Genomic DNA, 14,654 nt, shown 5'->3' on the forward strand with positions numbered 1-14,654 from the left:
TGTGGGAGCGGGTTCACCCGCGAAGCAGCCAACTCGATCCTTCAGGTCCGCACTGCGACGCGCCACAAGAGCGCAAACCGTGTCCCCAACTCCTGCCAGAACAACAAACAAAGGAGCCACCCCATGAAGCCCGCCGCTTCGCCCCAACCCCGCCGCGCCGCCGCCGCCGCGTTCATCGGCACCATGATCGAGTGGTACGACTTCTACATCTATGCCACTGCCGCCGCCCTGGTGTTCGGTGCCTTGTTCTTCCCCTCCGACAACAGCCTGTTCAGCACCATGGCCGCCTTCGGCACCTTCGCCGTGGGCTTTTTTGCCCGGCCTTTGGGCGGCATCGTATTCGGCCATGTGGGCGACCGCATCGGCCGCAAGAAATCCCTGGTGATCACCCTGGTGATGATGGGCGTGGTCACCGTGTGCATCGGCCTGCTGCCGACCTACGCGCAGATTGGCGCCACCGCGCCGGTGCTGCTGATCCTGCTGCGGGTGGTCCAGGGCATCGCCGTGGGTGGCGAGTGGGGCGGGGCGGTGCTGATGGCCGGCGAGCATGCGCCCAAGGGCCGGCGCAACTTCTTCGCCTCGTTCGCCCAGCTGGGCAGCCCGGCCGGCCTGATCCTCTCGCTGCTGGCCTTCGGCGTGGTCACCCGCCTGCCGGAAGAGGAGCTGATGAGCTGGGGCTGGCGCGTGCCGTTCCTGGCCAGCGCGGCCCTGTTGCTGGTGGGCCTGGCGATTCGCCTGGGGGTCAACGAGTCGCCCGAGTTCCTCGCCAGCCGCGAGCAGGCGCTCAAGGCGCAGCGCAAGGAGCAGGCGCCAGTGCTGGAGGTGCTGCGCACCGCCTGGCGCCCACTGCTGCTGTGCATCGGCGCCAACACCCTGGGCATCGCCGGGGTCTATTTCACCAATACCTTCATGATCAGCTACACCACCCAGCAACTGCACCTGGAGCGCTCGCTGATCCTCGAATGCCTGTTCTTCGTGGCGGTCATCCAGTTCTGCGTGCAGCCGCTGGCTGCATGGCTGTCGGAGAAGCTCGGCGCCACGCGCTTCCTGGCCCTGGTGGCGCTGCTGGCGATGGCCTCGCCGTACCCGATGTTCGTGCTGGTCGGCAGCGGCCAGGCCTCGCTGATCGTGCTCGGCATCGCCCTGGCGGCGGCGTGCATGGCCTCGTTCTACGCGGTGATCGCCGGCTAAGTCAGTGGCATGTTTGAAACCCGCGTGCGCTACACCGCGATCTCCCTGGCCTATCAGGTGTGCGGCGCCATCGCCGGAGGCCTGACCCCGCTGATCGGCGCCTGGCTGGCCCACAGTTTCACCGGCCAGTGGTGGCCGATGGCGCTGTTCTACAGCCTGATCGCCTGTATTTCCCTGGTCTGCGTGCTGGCCCTTGCGCGCCAGTACAGCCGTAGCCAGCAGCTCGAACTGGCCTGATTCCCTGATTTGTCTGGAGTACCTGCAATGTTGAAAAGCAACGGCGAACGCCTGTGGGCGAGCCTGATGGCCATGGCCGAAGTCGGCGCCACCGCCCGTGGCGGCAGTTGCCGCCTGGCTTTGAGCGACGAGGACAAGGCCGGTCGCGAACTGTTCGGCCACTGGTGCCGCGAGGCCGGGCTGAGCCTGAGCGTGGACGCCATCGGCAACCTGTTCGCCCGTCGCGAGGGCGTTGAGGTGGATGCTGCGCCGGTGATGATGGGCAGCCACCTCGACACCCAGCCCGAGGGCGGTCGCTTCGACGGTGTCTATGGCGTGCTGGCCGGGCTGGAGGTGGTGCGCCGCCTCAATGACCTCGGCATCCGCACCCGCAAGCCGCTGGAGATCGCGGTGTGGACCAACGAAGAGGGCGCCCGCTTCACCCCGGCCATGTTCGGCTCGGCGGTGTTCACCGGCAGCCTCGACCTGCAGCAGGCCCTGGCGATCCGCGATGCCGACGGCATCAGCGTGGCCGATGAACTGGCGCGCACCGGTTACGCGGGCCAGCGCCCGCTGGGTGGCAAGGTGGACGCCTATTTCGAGGCCCATATCGAGCAGGGCCCGATCCTCGAGGACAACGCCAAGGCGATCGGCGTGGTCAGCGGCGGCCAGGCCATACGCTGGCTCGACGTGACCGTGGAAGGCATGGCCGCCCATGCCGGAACCACGCCGATGGCGCTGCGCAAGGACGCCCTGTACGGCGTGGCGCGGATGATCCAGGCCGTCGAGCAACTGGCCAGCGACTTTGCCCCCGAGGGCCTGACCACCGTGGGCGAGCTGGACATCGCCAAATCCTCGCGCAATACCATCCCCGGCCGGGTGCGTTTCACCCTCGACCTGCGTCATCACCGCGACGAGGCCATCGAAGCCATGGAGCGCAATATCGGCTTGCAGTTGCAGGCCATTGCCCGTCAGCGCGGCCTCAAGGTCACGGTCGAACGCCATTGGGTCAGCCCGGCCACGCCGTTCGACGCCGACTGCGTGGCGGCGGTGCAGCAAGCCGTGGACGGGCTGGGCTACAGCCAGCAAGCCATCGTCAGCGGCGCCGGCCACGACGCTATCCTGCTGGCGCGCTACTGCCCGACGGCGATGGTGTTCATCCCCTGCGTCGGCGGCCTGAGCCACAACGAGGCCGAGGACGTGCTGCCCGAGGACGCCCGCCAGGGTGTCGACGTACTGCTCAATGCCGCGCTGGCCCGTGCCGGCCAGGTTGCCGAAGGAGACGCCTGATGCGCTGCTATTTCCACCCCGAACAGCTGCTGCACCACCCGCGCAGCTACTACTCCCGCGGTGCCATGCGCACCCCGCAGGAAGTCCCCGAGCGCGCCCAGCGCCTGCTGCAGGCCGCCAAGGGCCTGGGCTTCGACATCCGCCAGCCTGACGACGCAGGTCTTGCGCCACTTAAGGCTGTGCACGGCGAGGCGTACCTGCGCTTTCTCGAAGAAGCCCATGCACGCTGGAAGGAAGTGCCCGAGGACTGGGGCGACGAAGTCATGTCCAACATCTTCGTCCGCGAACCCAACGCCCTGCGCGGCATCCTCGCCAAGGCCGGGCGCTACCTGGCCGATGGCAGCTGCCCGGTGGGCGAGCACACCTGGCGCTCGGCCTATTGGTCGGCGCAGAGTGCCGTTGCCGGGGCCAGGGCGATACTCGACGGCGAACCCGCTGCCTACGCGCTGTGCCGCCCGCCGGGGCACCATGCCCGCTTCGATGCCGCGGGCGGCTTCTGCTACCTCAACAACGCCGCTGTCGCCGCCCAGGCGCTGCGCAGCCGTTACAGCCGGGTAGCGATCCTCGACACCGACATGCACCACGGCCAGGGCATCCAGGAGATCTTCTACGACCGCAGTGATGTGCTGTATGTCTCGGTGCATGGCGACCCGACCAATTTCTACCCGGGCGTCGCCGGTTTCGAGGACGAGCGCGGCAGCGGCGCGGGGGAGGGGTACAACCTCAACCTGCCCATGGCCCACGGTGCCAGTGAGGATGATTTCATGGGCCGGCTGGAGGTGGCGCTGGATGCGGTGAAGGACTTTGGTGCCGAAGTGCTGGTGTTGTCGCTGGGGTTCGATATCTATGAGTTGGACCCGCAGAGCAAGGTGGCGGTGACTACCGAAGGCTTTGCTCGTTTGGGTGAGCAGATTCGTGGGTTGCGTTTGCCGTGTCTGATCGTGCAGGAGGGCGGGTATCACCTGGAGAGCCTGGAGGCGAATGCGCGGGCGTTTTTTGCGGCGAAGGAAGACTGGCGCTAGTGGCAACTGATTGACCCCATGGCCTGTCTTGGAATCGCATGTGGGCCACCAGGTGCCAGGCGACAGATTTGCAGCGCTCTTGAGATCGAGCGCCGCCCGCGCGGCGCATCGCTGGCAAGCCAGCTCCCACAGTCTGTTTCGGGCCAGTTATGCCTGTGAAGGTACCGCTGCCCGCCTTGGTGCATGTCTCAAGTCATGTGAGGCGCCAGTGGTGCCCACCTCAATACCGCGTCGTACCAACAAGGCGGACAGTGATGAAGTCACAGGAGTGACTGGCCCGAAACAGATGTGGGAGCTGGCTTGCCAGCGATGCGCCGCGCGGGCGGCGCTCGATCTCAAGGGCGCTGCAAATCTGTCGCCTGGCACCTTGCCGCCCCATGCAATCTGCAGCCAGACCCTTGCCAGCCCCAGCCAATCAATCAGATTTCACACCTTCCCTGTAGTCCATTTCCCAAAGATAATGCCCGCGCACTTTTTCCGTTGCGGTGGCAATTTCCGCCTACTAGTCTCGCCGGGTCGCTGCACATCAGCGACATGGCTTTGACAGGCCGCTACGGGGTGATCGCATGGCTAGTCCTTCAACGGCGGCTGTGCGTAGGGCACGCTCGCGTGCGCCGGTTACTGATCAACTCCGCCGGTCTGTCAACCTACGTACAGCTGTCACCACCTGTTTGACAGCAGGTTGGTGGTAGCCCGACCCAAGGAGTAGATCAATGCTTAAAATTGTCCCCGACCCACCCCATCCCCACGCCTTCCTCGAAGACACCCTGGTCCAGATCAGCGAACACCTGCACTGCGCCCTGGCCGTCGCCCATCAATCCATCCTGCTCTGTACCAAGTCCCCCGGCTCGATGCTGATGCTGGCCGCCGTGCACGAGATGGAAACGCTGTGCTCGCTGCTGGAATCGGCACTGGCGCAGGTGCAACGGGCGGCGCTGCCGCAGCCCTTGCATTGAGGCCGAGCCCGTTCGCCAGCGAACGGGCCGCCACACCCAACGCAATGACTTCGAGGATTACGGTATGACCACGGACAACCCAACACCTCCCACCACCGCCGGTAAGACCCGCTTCTGCCAGGGGCAAGACAGCCCCCAGCCGCTGTTTCGCATCGAACCGGGCATACCCTGCGATCACGCCCGCGAACAGGCCTCTGAACTGCTGGACTGCGTGCGCCACCTGACCCTGCTCGGGGTCATGGAGGAAGACCCGCGCATGGTCTGGGCGGCGTATTACCTGAGCGCCATGGCCAAGGCGTTGCTCGATGACGCCGAGCTGGGTTTGGCGCATTGATTCGGTAATAGGGGCCGCTGAGCGGCCCATCGCCGGCAAGGTGTTCGCCGGAATCTTTGCAGCGCCTATAAGATCGAGCGCCGCCCGCGCGGCGCTTCGCGGGTAAACCCGCTCCCACATCTGTTGCAACGTGCCGAACCTGTGAGGCCATGGTTGCCAGCCTTGGTGCATGGCTTGCGTCTGGTGGGGCGGCAGAAGCGCTACCGGCGATGAAAGCGAGGCGGGTTCAAACCCCGCCTCGGCGCACATGCTTGACCAACACCTTCTCCAGCAACTCCCACATCGCCGGGTCGGTGCTGAACGCCACATTGAAACGCATCCACCCAGTGGCCTTGGCATCGACCATGAACAATTGCCCAGGGCCGAGCATGATGCCTTTCTCCAAGGCATCATCCAGCAACGCCGCGCTGTCCGGGATCGCCGGATGGCGGGTCCAGATATACATCCCTTCGTCCGACTCGATGAACAGCTCGAACCCTAGCCGATGCAGGTGCCGGCCCACCTCCTGGTGCGCTTCGGCCAGGCGCTGGCGCAGGCGCTTGAGGTGCTTGCGCCAGCGGCCGTCGATGATCGCGGCGTACACCACGCGCTCCATCACCTGGGAGGTGGTCAGCCCCGAACGCATCTTCAAATGCAGCAACTGCTGCATCAGTTCGGGGTTGGCCAGCAGGTAGCCGACGCGCACGTTGGGCGAGATGCTCTTCGAATAACTACCGACGTACACCACCTGCTGCAGGTGGTCGAGGCTGGCCAGGCAGGGCAGCGGGTCGGTGATCATGTCGGCGTACAGGTTGTTTTCCACAAGGCGGAAGCCGTGGCGGCTGGCCAGTTGCAGCAGGCGGTGCAACTGGGCCAGCGGGGTGCGCGAGCAGGTCGGGCTGTGCAGGTGCGGCTGGGTGAAGAAGGCGGTGGGCTGGTGGTGCGCCAGCAGCCGCTCAAGGTGGTCGAGGTCATAGCCGGCCGGGGTGCGGGGCACGCCCACCAGCGTTGCGCCCTGGGTGCGCAGGATGCTCATCAGGTTGGGGTAGCCGGGGTCGTCCACCAGCACCACGTCGCCGGGGCGCACCAGGGTGCGCACGGCAAGGTCCAGGGCCTGGCTGGCGCCGTGGGTGAGCATCAGTTGCGCCGGATTGGCGACGATCGACAGTTCCTGCTGCAGGTTCTGCGCGGTCAAGGCGCGCAGCTCCGGCAGGCCCATCGGGTCGCCGTAACCGGACAGTTCCAGCGGACTGCCGGCCACCTGGCGCATGCCGCGGCGCAGGCCTTCCTCGTACATCCAGTCGTTGGGCAGCCAGCCGCAGCCGGGCTTGAAGGGCAGTTGGCGGGTCTCGAAGATCTGCTGCAGGTACCACTCGGAATTGAACGTCGGACGGGTGCTGTCCGTTTCGATGTTGGCTTTATCCACCAGCTCGTTCGCCGCACGATTGACGAAGAAGCCCGCATTGCCCTTGCTCACCAACAGGCCCTGGGCCACCAGGCGGTCGTAGGCCTCGACCACGGTGAAGGTGCTCACCGAGTAGGTAGCGGCAAAGGCACGGATGGACGGCACCTTCGCCCCCGGCTTGAGCGCCTGGCTGTCGATCAGCGCGCGCAGCCCGTCGATGATCTGATTGACCAGCGGGGTGGAAGAGTCCGGGTGTAGCTGGAGCATTCGGGGTGCCTTCGGGGGTGCGTAACGCCAAGCGCCGGCCGGGAATTCGGGGTGTATTGCATCGGCGGCCTGTACAGTGCAGTACAGATTTCGCACCGCTGTGCATGGCTCAAAGTGTTCGACATTTTTACATTACGTGTCAGAAATCGCCAACACAGCACGAACCAGCGTCATGAATAATCATAAATTCGCTGCTTTACCGTCGGGGTTCGCCTCGCACCTTCTTTCTGCCTGGCCGGCCGCCTTTGGTTCGGACCCAGCATGGTTCAGTTCGTTCAGAGGGCAACCTCTGGCCGCGTAAGCAGGCCGCCACGGATGGCCTGCGTGTGCTCGCGCACACCTCCCTGCCCGCATTTGCACTGATGTACAGGTGAGACCGATAACCATCGGGGTTTCACAGTTTTTCCTTGGATAAAAAGAAGCACGGGGTAAATAACTGATGGACGCAACATCCACATCCACCACCGCGAACGACGGGCACGAGAGCAAGCTCAGTGCCTCGCTCAAGTCGCGCCACCTGACGATGATGTCCATCGCCGGGGTGATCGGCGGCGCACTGTTCGTCGGTTCCGGCAGTGTCATCCACAGCGCCGGCCCGGCAGCCGTCCTGGCCTACCTTGCCGGCGGCATCCTGGTGGTGCTGATCATGCGCATGCTCGGTGAAATGGCGACTTCCTCGCCTGACACCGGCTCGTTCTCCACCTATGCCGACCGTGCCATCGGCCGCTGGGCCGGCTTCACCATCGGCTGGCTGTACTGGTGGTACTGGGTGATCCTGATGGCCTGGGAAGCCTACGTGGCGGGCAAGATCCTGCACGGCTTCTTCCCCGACGTGAGCGTCAACGTGTTCGTGCTGGCCACGACCTTGCTGCTGATCACCGTCAACTTCTTCAACGTCAAGCACTACGGCGAGTTCGAGTTCTGGTTCGCGCTGATCAAGGTGGTGGCGATCGTCTGCTTCCTGGTGGTGTGCACCGCGGCGGTGATGAACGTCTGGCAGTTCGGTGAAGTGCGTGGCATCAGCCACCTGACCGCCGAAGGCTTCATGCCCAACGGCATCACCACGGTGATCGGAGCGTTGCTGGGGGTGATGTTCGCCTTCCTGGGCGCCGAGATCGTCACCATCGCCGCCTCCGAAGCGAAGGATCCGGCCACCCAGATCGTCAAGGCCACCAACTCGGTGGTGTGGCGCGTGTGCCTGTTCTACGTTGGCTCGATCTTCCTGATCGTCTGCCTGGTGCCGTGGAACGATCCGCAGCTTGGCGTCTCCGGCTATGGCGCTTACCGTCGTACCCTGGAGCTGCTGGGTGTGCCGTACGCTGAACTGCTGATGAACTTCGTGGTGCTGACCTCGGTGAGCAGCTGCCTGATCTCCGGCCACTACACCGCTTCGCGCATGCTGTTCTCCCTGGCCCAGCGTGGCGACGCGCCGCGCCTGTTCAAGTTCACCCGCACCGGCACCGGCGTACCGGTGAACGCGATCATCGGTTCGTGCCTGGTGGCGGTGTTCTGCGCACTGATCAACTTCAGCGACACCCTGCGCCCGAAAGACGTGCTGGAAACCCTGATGAACACCACCGGCATGATCGCCTTGCTGGTGTACCTGGTGATCGCCTTCTCGCAGCTGCGCATGCGCCGCAAGCTGATTGCCGAAGGCAAGGAAGTGCGCCTGAAGATGTGGCTGTTCCCTTGGCTGACCTACCTGGTCATCGCCTTCATCATCGCCGCTCTGGTAACCATGGCCTTCATGCCTGACTACCAGATCCTGGTGATCTCCACCGGCATCGCTGCCGCCGTGGTGGTGGCCATGGGCGTGGTGCACCAGATCCGTAGCGCCAAGCGCGCGTAAGCGCCGAGCGTTGCACAAGACGGCCGGGCCCTTTGCGGGGTCCGGCCGTTTTCGTTCAGTGCACCGGGCCTGCCTGGTCGAAGCGCAGCGCCTGGTTGGGGCCAAGGCGCACATGCTGCCCGCCGCTGTCGAGCTCGGCGCTGCCGGCTTGCAGTTCGACGTCGGATTGCCCGCCCTTGCGCACCAGCGCCAATTGCCCGTCCCGGGTGGCCAGGGTGCCGTGCTCGGTGACCAGCAGGAAGGGCCGCGGGTCGTCATCGGCCACCTCGACGTAGAGCCCGCCTTGCAGCAGTGTCAGGCGCCGTTGCTGGGTGTCGTATTCCACGTCCACCGCGCTGTCGGGCTGCAGCACCAGCAGGCTGCCGTCCTCCAGGTGGCGGGTCAGTTGCTGGCTGGCGGTGGTGCGCAGGTCGGCCAGGTCGAAGCCTTGGCTCATCCACGGCGAACCAAGCAGGGCGGAGGCGGCGACCAGTGCGAGCAAGATCAGGGGCAGGGTGGTTTTCATCGATGTGCGCATGCAGGGACAGACTTGCAGCATAGTCATTCGGTTCCGGCGCTCCACTGGGCGAATGGCTTATGCTGCACACATCCGCCACGCAAGGAGCCACACAATGGCCTGGTCCGCCACCCAGTACTCGCTGTTCGAAGCCGAACGTACCCGCGCCGTGCGCGACTTGCTCGCCGCCGTGCCGCCACGCCCGGTGCGCCATGCCACCGACCTGGGCTGCGGCCCGGGCAACTCCACCGAAGTGCTGTTGCAGCGCCACCCCGATGCGCAGGTGACCGCGCTGGACAGCGACCCCGACATGGTCGACAAGGCCAGGCAGCGGCCGCGCCTGAGCATCCCGCGGGTGCGCTGCGAGATCGCCGATATCGGCGGCTGGGCGGCCCCCGAGCCCCAGGACCTGATCCTCGCCAACGCCTCGCTGCAGTGGGTGCCCGATCACGCCAGCCTGTACCCGCACCTGGTTCGCCAGCTCAGCGAGGGCGGCAGCCTGGCGGTGCAGACCCCGGATAACCTCGACGAACCCGCGCACCGGCAGTTGCGCGACATTGCCAGCCAGGGGCCGTGGGCCGACAAGTTCGCCGACTTCAGTTTGCCGCCGCGGCACAGTGCGGCGTTCTACTACGACCTGCTCAGCCCGCTGTGCGCGCGGGTGGATGTGTGGCGCACCACCTATCATCACCCGCTGCCCGGTGGTGCCGAGGCGGTGGTGGAGTGGTTCAAGGGGTCGGCGCTACGGCCTTATCTGGCGCGATTGGACGAAGGGGAGCAGGCGGATTTCCTGCAGCTGTACCTGCAGGCGATGCAGCGCGATTACCCGCCGGCCACTGACGGCAAGGTGCTGCTGCCGTTCCCGCGGTTATTCGTGGTGGCGACGCGTTAGGCGCCAGAGCACGTAGCCGTAGATGCCGAGGTTGAGCAGCAACACGACGGTGCCTAGCCAAAGCTGGATCTGTGGGGTGAGCCCGGCGGGGTAGATCAGGGGCCAGATGTAATGTTCGACGAAACCGCCTTGGTAGCCGGCGCTGCCGGCGGCGGCGCGCAGGTGGTTTTCCCAGTCGGTCAGTGGGCACTGCAGGTGCAGGCCCTCCACGGCCAGGCCCCAGGCGAGGGCGGGGAGGTGGAGGATCAGGGCTTTGCGGCGCCAGAGCACCAGCAGGCCGCCGAGCAGGACCAGGAGGATGAAGGTCAAATGGAGCAGGACCAGGGTGTCGGCGGCCAGGCGGTAGATCATGGGGTGGGGGCTCGGGGGGAGGGGGTTCAGCATAAATCAGATGTGTGTCTGGGAGGGTGCTGTTTTTAAGGTGGGTGCGGTTTAAGTTGCTAGTTTCTTAGCCTCTTAGCCTCTTAGCCTCTTAGTTTCTTGGTTTTTGGCTGGATATTCTGTTGTGTTGGTTTTGATAGTTGTATGTGCATTCATTTGTGATGTCGACGCGTAGTCACCTTTCCGCCCTTACGGCGGGTTACTTTTTTTCTTGGAAAAAAGTAACCAAAAACCGCTCGCTCCATTCATACGGCCCTCCGCTGCGCTCCGGGTCCCTTCGCTCCGGCGTCCTCCGGGCCCGCGCGGCCTCCGACTTGCTACGCAAGTCTACATCTCGCGCCTTCGGCTAACGCCGAAGGGTGCTGCGCACCAGGGCCCTCCAGACGCCTACGCTCAGCCTCCTGAAGTCGCGAAGTTAGGGGCGGCGCCTGGGCTGGCGTTAGCTGTCGCTAGTTGGATTGGCTGGGAACTCAGGATTGCAATCGCTGGCAAGCCAGCTCCCACAGGTTAGTGCGAACTTGCAAACTTGTGCTGTACCTGTGGGAGCCGGCTTGCCGGCGATAGGGCCCGAATAAACAACACATAAACAACAGCCAAATCTAGATAGCCGCATTACTGCTCTTGATCTGCTCTTGATCTGCTCTTGATCTGCTCTTGATCTGCTCTTGATCTGCTCTTGATCTGCTCTTGATCTGCTCTTGATCTGTTTTTGCTTTTGCTTCTAAGCGCGCAATAGTCCAGGCAACACAAATTGCGACTTCAGGAGGCCGAGTGGAGGTGACTGTAGGGCCCTGGTGCGCAGCACCCTTCGGCGTAAGCCGAAGGCGCGAGATGTAGACTTGCGCAGCAAGTCGTAGGCCGCGCGGGCCCGGAAGGCACCGGAGCGAGGGGACCCCGAAGCGCAGCGTAGGGGCCGTATGATGGGAGCAGGCGGCTTTGCCTACTTTGGCCAAGACCAAAGTAGGCCGCCGTAAGGGCGGAAAGGTGACTAAAAGTCGCCATCGCCGCTGAATGCGCATACATCTATCAAAACCAACACTTTGAAAGCCGAAGCCGAAGCCGAAGCCGAAGCCGAAGCCGAAGCCGAAGCCCTCAAGCCGCCAACCGCCCCCCCGCAATCGCCTCCGAAGCTGCCAGCATCGCCCGCAACAACACCGCACACCCCGCCGCCAAATCCCCAGGCGTAGCATTCTCGATCTCGTTATGGCTGATCCCCCCCTCACACGGCACGAAGATCATCCCCGCCGGCCCCAGCTCCGCAAGGAAAATCGCGTCATGCCCGGCCCCACTGACAATATCCATGTGCGCCAACCCCAGCGCCGCCGCCGAATGACGCACGGCATCAACACAGACAGGGTCGAAATACAGGGCCGGGAAGTCGGCAGTCGGCGTCAGCTCATAGCTCAGCCCATGCTTCGCCGTGGTCGCCTCGATCACCCCGCCCACCTCGGCGATCATCGCGTCCAACTGCTCGCCCTCCAGGTGACGGAAGTCCAGGGTCATGCGCACTTCACCGGGGATCACGTTGCGCGACCCCGGGTAGGCCTGCAGGCAGCCGACCGTGCCACAGGCATGGGGCTGGTGGGCGAGGGCGGTGCGGTTGACCGCCTCGACCACCGCGACGGCGCCGACCAGGGCGTCCTTGCGCAGGTGCATCGGGGTGGGGCCGGCGTGGGCCTCGACGCCGCGCAAGGTCAGGTCGAACCACTTCTGCCCGAGCGCGCCGAGCACCACGCCGATGGTCTTGGCCTGGTCCTCGAGGATCGGCCCCTGCTCGATATGCGCTTCAAAATATGCCCCCACCGGGTGCCCGAGCACCGCGCGCGGGCCGGCATAGCCGATGGCGTTCAGCGCCTCGCCAACGCTGACGCCCTGGGCATCGCGCTTGGCCAGGGTCTCTTCCAGGGTGAACTTACCGGCGAACACCCCCGAGCCCATCATGCACGGGGCGAAGCGCGAGCCTTCCTCGTTGGTCCACACCACCACCTCCAGCGGCGCTTCGGTCTCCACGCCCAGGTCGTTGAGGGTGCGGATCACCTCAAGCCCAGCCATCACCCCGAAGCAACCGTCGAACTTGCCGCCGGTGGGTTGCGTGTCGATATGGCTGCCGGTCATCACCGGTGGCAGTTTGGGGTTGCGCCCCGGGCGACGGGCGAAGATATTGCCGACCCCGTCGACCGTCACCGTGCATCCCGCGGCTTCGCACCATTGCACGAACAGGTCGCGGGCCTGGCGGTCGAGGTCGGTCAGCGCCAGGCGGCACACACCGCCTTTCTGGGTGGCGCCGAGGCGGGCGAGGTCCATCAGCGATTGCCACAGGCGTGCGCTGTCGATGTGGTGCTTGCTTGATTGCAGGACTTCCTTGGCGAGGGTAGTCATGGGTGTCTCCTCAGGCTTTTTTTGTCGGGCTGTTGCGGTCCCATCGCAGGGAGCGGTGCGTTCAGGGCAACGGCTTGGCCAGCCGCGCCGGCCCGCGCACCGCCACGCCGCCCAGGGCGTAGTAGAGCCCGCCACCCAGCAACGAACCGGTGAACCAGCCGTAATCGTAGAACCAGCTGAAACTGCTGTTGCCGATAGCCATCACGGTCAGCGCCACCGGCACGCCGAAGGCGGCGAAACCGGCCCAGTTCCACGCCGGGTACACGTCGTCGCGGTACAGCCCGGCCAGGTCCAGTTGTTGGCGCCGCACCAGGAAGTAATCCACCACCATGATCCCGGCGATCGGCCCGAGCAGGCTGGAGTAGCCCAGCAGCCAGTTGGAATACACGCTCTCAAGGCTCAGGTCGGAGACGATCCAGCCGAGCTTCTTGAGCAGCTCGTGGCCCATCAGCGCCAAGCCGATGAAGCCGGTCAGCCACACCGCGCGGCTGCGCCCGATCAGGCGTGGGGCGATGTTCTGGAAGTCGTTGGTGGGCGAGACGATGTTGGCCGCCGTGTTGGTCGACAGCGTGGCGATGATGATCAGCGCCATGGCCAGCGCCACCCAGCCCGGGCTCTGGATATGGCCGATCAGGCTGACCGGGTCGGACACCGTCTGGCCCACCAGCGAGGCCGAGGCCGCGGTCATGATCACCCCCAGCGAGGCGAACAGGAACATGGTCAGCGGCAGGCCGAAGATCTGCCCGAGTATCTGGTCCTTCTGGCTTTTCGCGTAGCGGCTGAAGTCGGGGATGTTCAGCGACAGGGTGGCCCAGAAGCCGACCATGGCGGTGAGCCCGGCGCAAAAATAGCTGACCACGCTGGCGCCTTCGGGGCGTTTGGGCGGTTGTGCCAGCAACTCGGTCATGGACATGTGCGGCATCGCCCACAACAGCAGGCCGATGCCCACCGCCACCAGCAGCGGCGCCGACAGGGTTTCCAGCCATTTGATCGACTCGGCGCCACGCAGCACCACCCACAGGTTCAGCGCCCAGAACAGCATGAAGCCGATCACTTCGCCGGTGCCGCCCAGCGCCTTCCACTCGGGGAACAGCGAGCCGAGAAACAGGTGGATGGCCAGCCCACCGAACATTGTCTGGATACCGAACCAGCCACAGGCCACCACTGCGCGGATCAGGCAGGGCACGTTGGAGCCGAAGATGCCGAACGACGAGCGCAGCAGCACCGGGAAGGGGATGCCGTACTTGGTGCCGGGGAAGGCGTTGAGGGTGAGCGGGATCAGCACGATCAGGTTGGCCAACAGGATCGCCAGCAGCGCCTCGCCCACACTCAGGCCAAAGTAGGCGGTGAGCACGCCGCCGAGGGTGTAGGTGGGCACGCAGATGGACATGCCCACCCACAGCGCGGTGATGTGCCACTTGTTCCAGGTGCGTTGATGCACTTTGGTGGGGGCGATGTCGTGGTTGTAACGGGGGCTGTCGAGCACGTCGCTGCCAGCGTCGAGTTCGAACAGGCCATGCTGCTCGACCACTTGTGATCTGCTTTGTTGCATGGGGCCTTCTCCAGGGGTTTTTTCTTGTTGTTTGCTCATCGGGCTAATGCGATGGCCGGAGTACACACACCACCAGTACTGCACCTGCGGTCCGGCCATGGCGGTTGTGGCCGGGGTTACAACAACCGTGCCGGGTTGGCCTTGGCCGTTCCCGGTGATCGCTGCTGACCGCAGGTAACTTACTGACTTGCAAAAGCATTCCTGATTGCGCCTGGAACGTGCGAATAACTTTGACGCCGACACCGGCCAACACACCGTGATTCAAAGCGGTGCGGCCCGGCATATCCGCTGCGCTGCCTGCGCCTGCCCAGCCGTTTTTAAACAGCTGAATTTGCGTAGAAAATCTTGACCAAATTTGCATCCTGTCAAGTGCGTCAAAATGGTGAAGGGCTGTTCCGTTTTGGTGATTCGTGCAATTAATTCATATAAATCAATAAGATAAAAT

General features: G+C 64.5%; 11 protein-coding genes and 1 pseudogene. 7 read left to right on the forward strand and 5 right to left on the reverse strand.

What is annotated here, in order from left to right; translation table 11 throughout:
* Window positions 1–123 precede the first annotated feature (123 nt).
* The 5 genes and pseudogenes from ACQ4N9_RS00715 to ACQ4N9_RS00735 all read left to right on the forward strand — a co-directional run bounded on the left by ACQ4N9_RS00715 (window position 124) and on the right by ACQ4N9_RS00735 (window position 5,009).
* Window positions 124–1,428, forward strand: a pseudogene (locus tag ACQ4N9_RS00715) (MFS transporter).
* Window positions 1,429–1,455: 27 nt separating this feature from the next.
* The gene (locus ACQ4N9_RS00720) at window positions 1,456–2,697 is read left to right on the forward strand and encodes a Zn-dependent hydrolase (RefSeq protein ID WP_390967612.1); all 1,242 of its coding nucleotides are present in this window, start codon (window positions 1,456–1,458) and stop codon (window positions 2,695–2,697) included.
* Window positions 2,697–3,719, forward strand: a complete 1,023-nt coding sequence (locus tag ACQ4N9_RS00725; protein WP_390967614.1) for a histone deacetylase family protein — start codon at window positions 2,697–2,699, stop codon at window positions 3,717–3,719. Before ACQ4N9_RS00720 ends, ACQ4N9_RS00725 begins: the two co-directional genes overlap by 1 nt.
* Window positions 3,720–4,432: 713 nt before the next feature.
* Complete coding sequence (locus ACQ4N9_RS00730) at window positions 4,433–4,675, forward strand: hypothetical protein (RefSeq protein ID WP_390967616.1); 243 nt, start codon at window positions 4,433–4,435, stop codon at window positions 4,673–4,675.
* A gap of 64 nt (window positions 4,676–4,739) precedes the next feature.
* On the forward strand, window positions 4,740–5,009 hold the full coding sequence (locus ACQ4N9_RS00735) for a DUF3077 domain-containing protein (protein WP_125464527.1): 270 nt from the start codon (window positions 4,740–4,742) through the stop codon (window positions 5,007–5,009).
* A 226-nt stretch (window positions 5,010–5,235) separates the two neighbouring features.
* Here ACQ4N9_RS00735 and ACQ4N9_RS00740 read toward each other — a convergent pair whose 3' ends face one another.
* Entirely contained in the window at window positions 5,236–6,660 is a 1,425-nt protein-coding gene (locus ACQ4N9_RS00740) for a PLP-dependent aminotransferase family protein (protein ID WP_110996152.1), read from the reverse strand.
* A 439-nt stretch (window positions 6,661–7,099) separates the two neighbouring features.
* Here ACQ4N9_RS00740 and ACQ4N9_RS00745 point away from each other — a divergent pair, with 439 nt between their 5' ends.
* Window positions 7,100–8,509, forward strand: coding sequence for an amino acid permease (locus ACQ4N9_RS00745; protein WP_125464526.1), 1,410 nt, complete (start codon window positions 7,100–7,102; stop codon window positions 8,507–8,509).
* A gap of 55 nt (window positions 8,510–8,564) precedes the next feature.
* Here the strand turns inward: ACQ4N9_RS00745 and ACQ4N9_RS00750 are convergent, their stop codons facing one another.
* On the reverse strand, window positions 8,565–9,014 hold the full coding sequence (locus tag ACQ4N9_RS00750; protein ID WP_323828997.1) for a FecR domain-containing protein: 450 nt from the start codon (window positions 9,012–9,014) through the stop codon (window positions 8,565–8,567).
* 106 nt (window positions 9,015–9,120) lie between these two features.
* Between ACQ4N9_RS00750 and tam the strand changes: the two genes are divergently transcribed.
* The gene (gene tam, locus ACQ4N9_RS00755) at window positions 9,121–9,897 is read left to right on the forward strand and encodes a trans-aconitate 2-methyltransferase (RefSeq protein WP_390967617.1); all 777 of its coding nucleotides are present in this window, start codon (window positions 9,121–9,123) and stop codon (window positions 9,895–9,897) included.
* On the opposite strand, the gene ACQ4N9_RS00760 is transcribed toward tam, so the two are convergent.
* From ACQ4N9_RS00760 to ACQ4N9_RS00770, 3 genes are all read right to left on the reverse strand, one after another.
* Window positions 9,874–10,248 (reverse strand): DUF2784 domain-containing protein, encoded by a 375-nt coding sequence (locus ACQ4N9_RS00760; RefSeq protein WP_390967618.1) that lies wholly within the window; start codon window positions 10,246–10,248, stop codon window positions 9,874–9,876. The genes tam and ACQ4N9_RS00760 overlap by 24 nt on opposite strands.
* Before the next feature lie 1,122 nt (window positions 10,249–11,370).
* Window positions 11,371–12,657 (reverse strand): Zn-dependent hydrolase, encoded by a 1,287-nt coding sequence (locus ACQ4N9_RS00765; protein WP_390970709.1) that lies wholly within the window; start codon window positions 12,655–12,657, stop codon window positions 11,371–11,373.
* 61 nt (window positions 12,658–12,718) lie between these two features.
* The gene (locus ACQ4N9_RS00770) at window positions 12,719–14,209 is read right to left on the reverse strand and encodes an NCS1 family nucleobase:cation symporter-1 (protein ID WP_125464521.1); all 1,491 of its coding nucleotides are present in this window, start codon (window positions 14,207–14,209) and stop codon (window positions 12,719–12,721) included.
* Window positions 14,210–14,654: the final 445 nt, after the last annotated feature.

Source organism: Pseudomonas sp. ES1, assembly GCF_050586605.1.
Lineage (GTDB): Bacteria > Pseudomonadota > Gammaproteobacteria > Pseudomonadales > Pseudomonadaceae > Aquipseudomonas > Aquipseudomonas sichuanensis.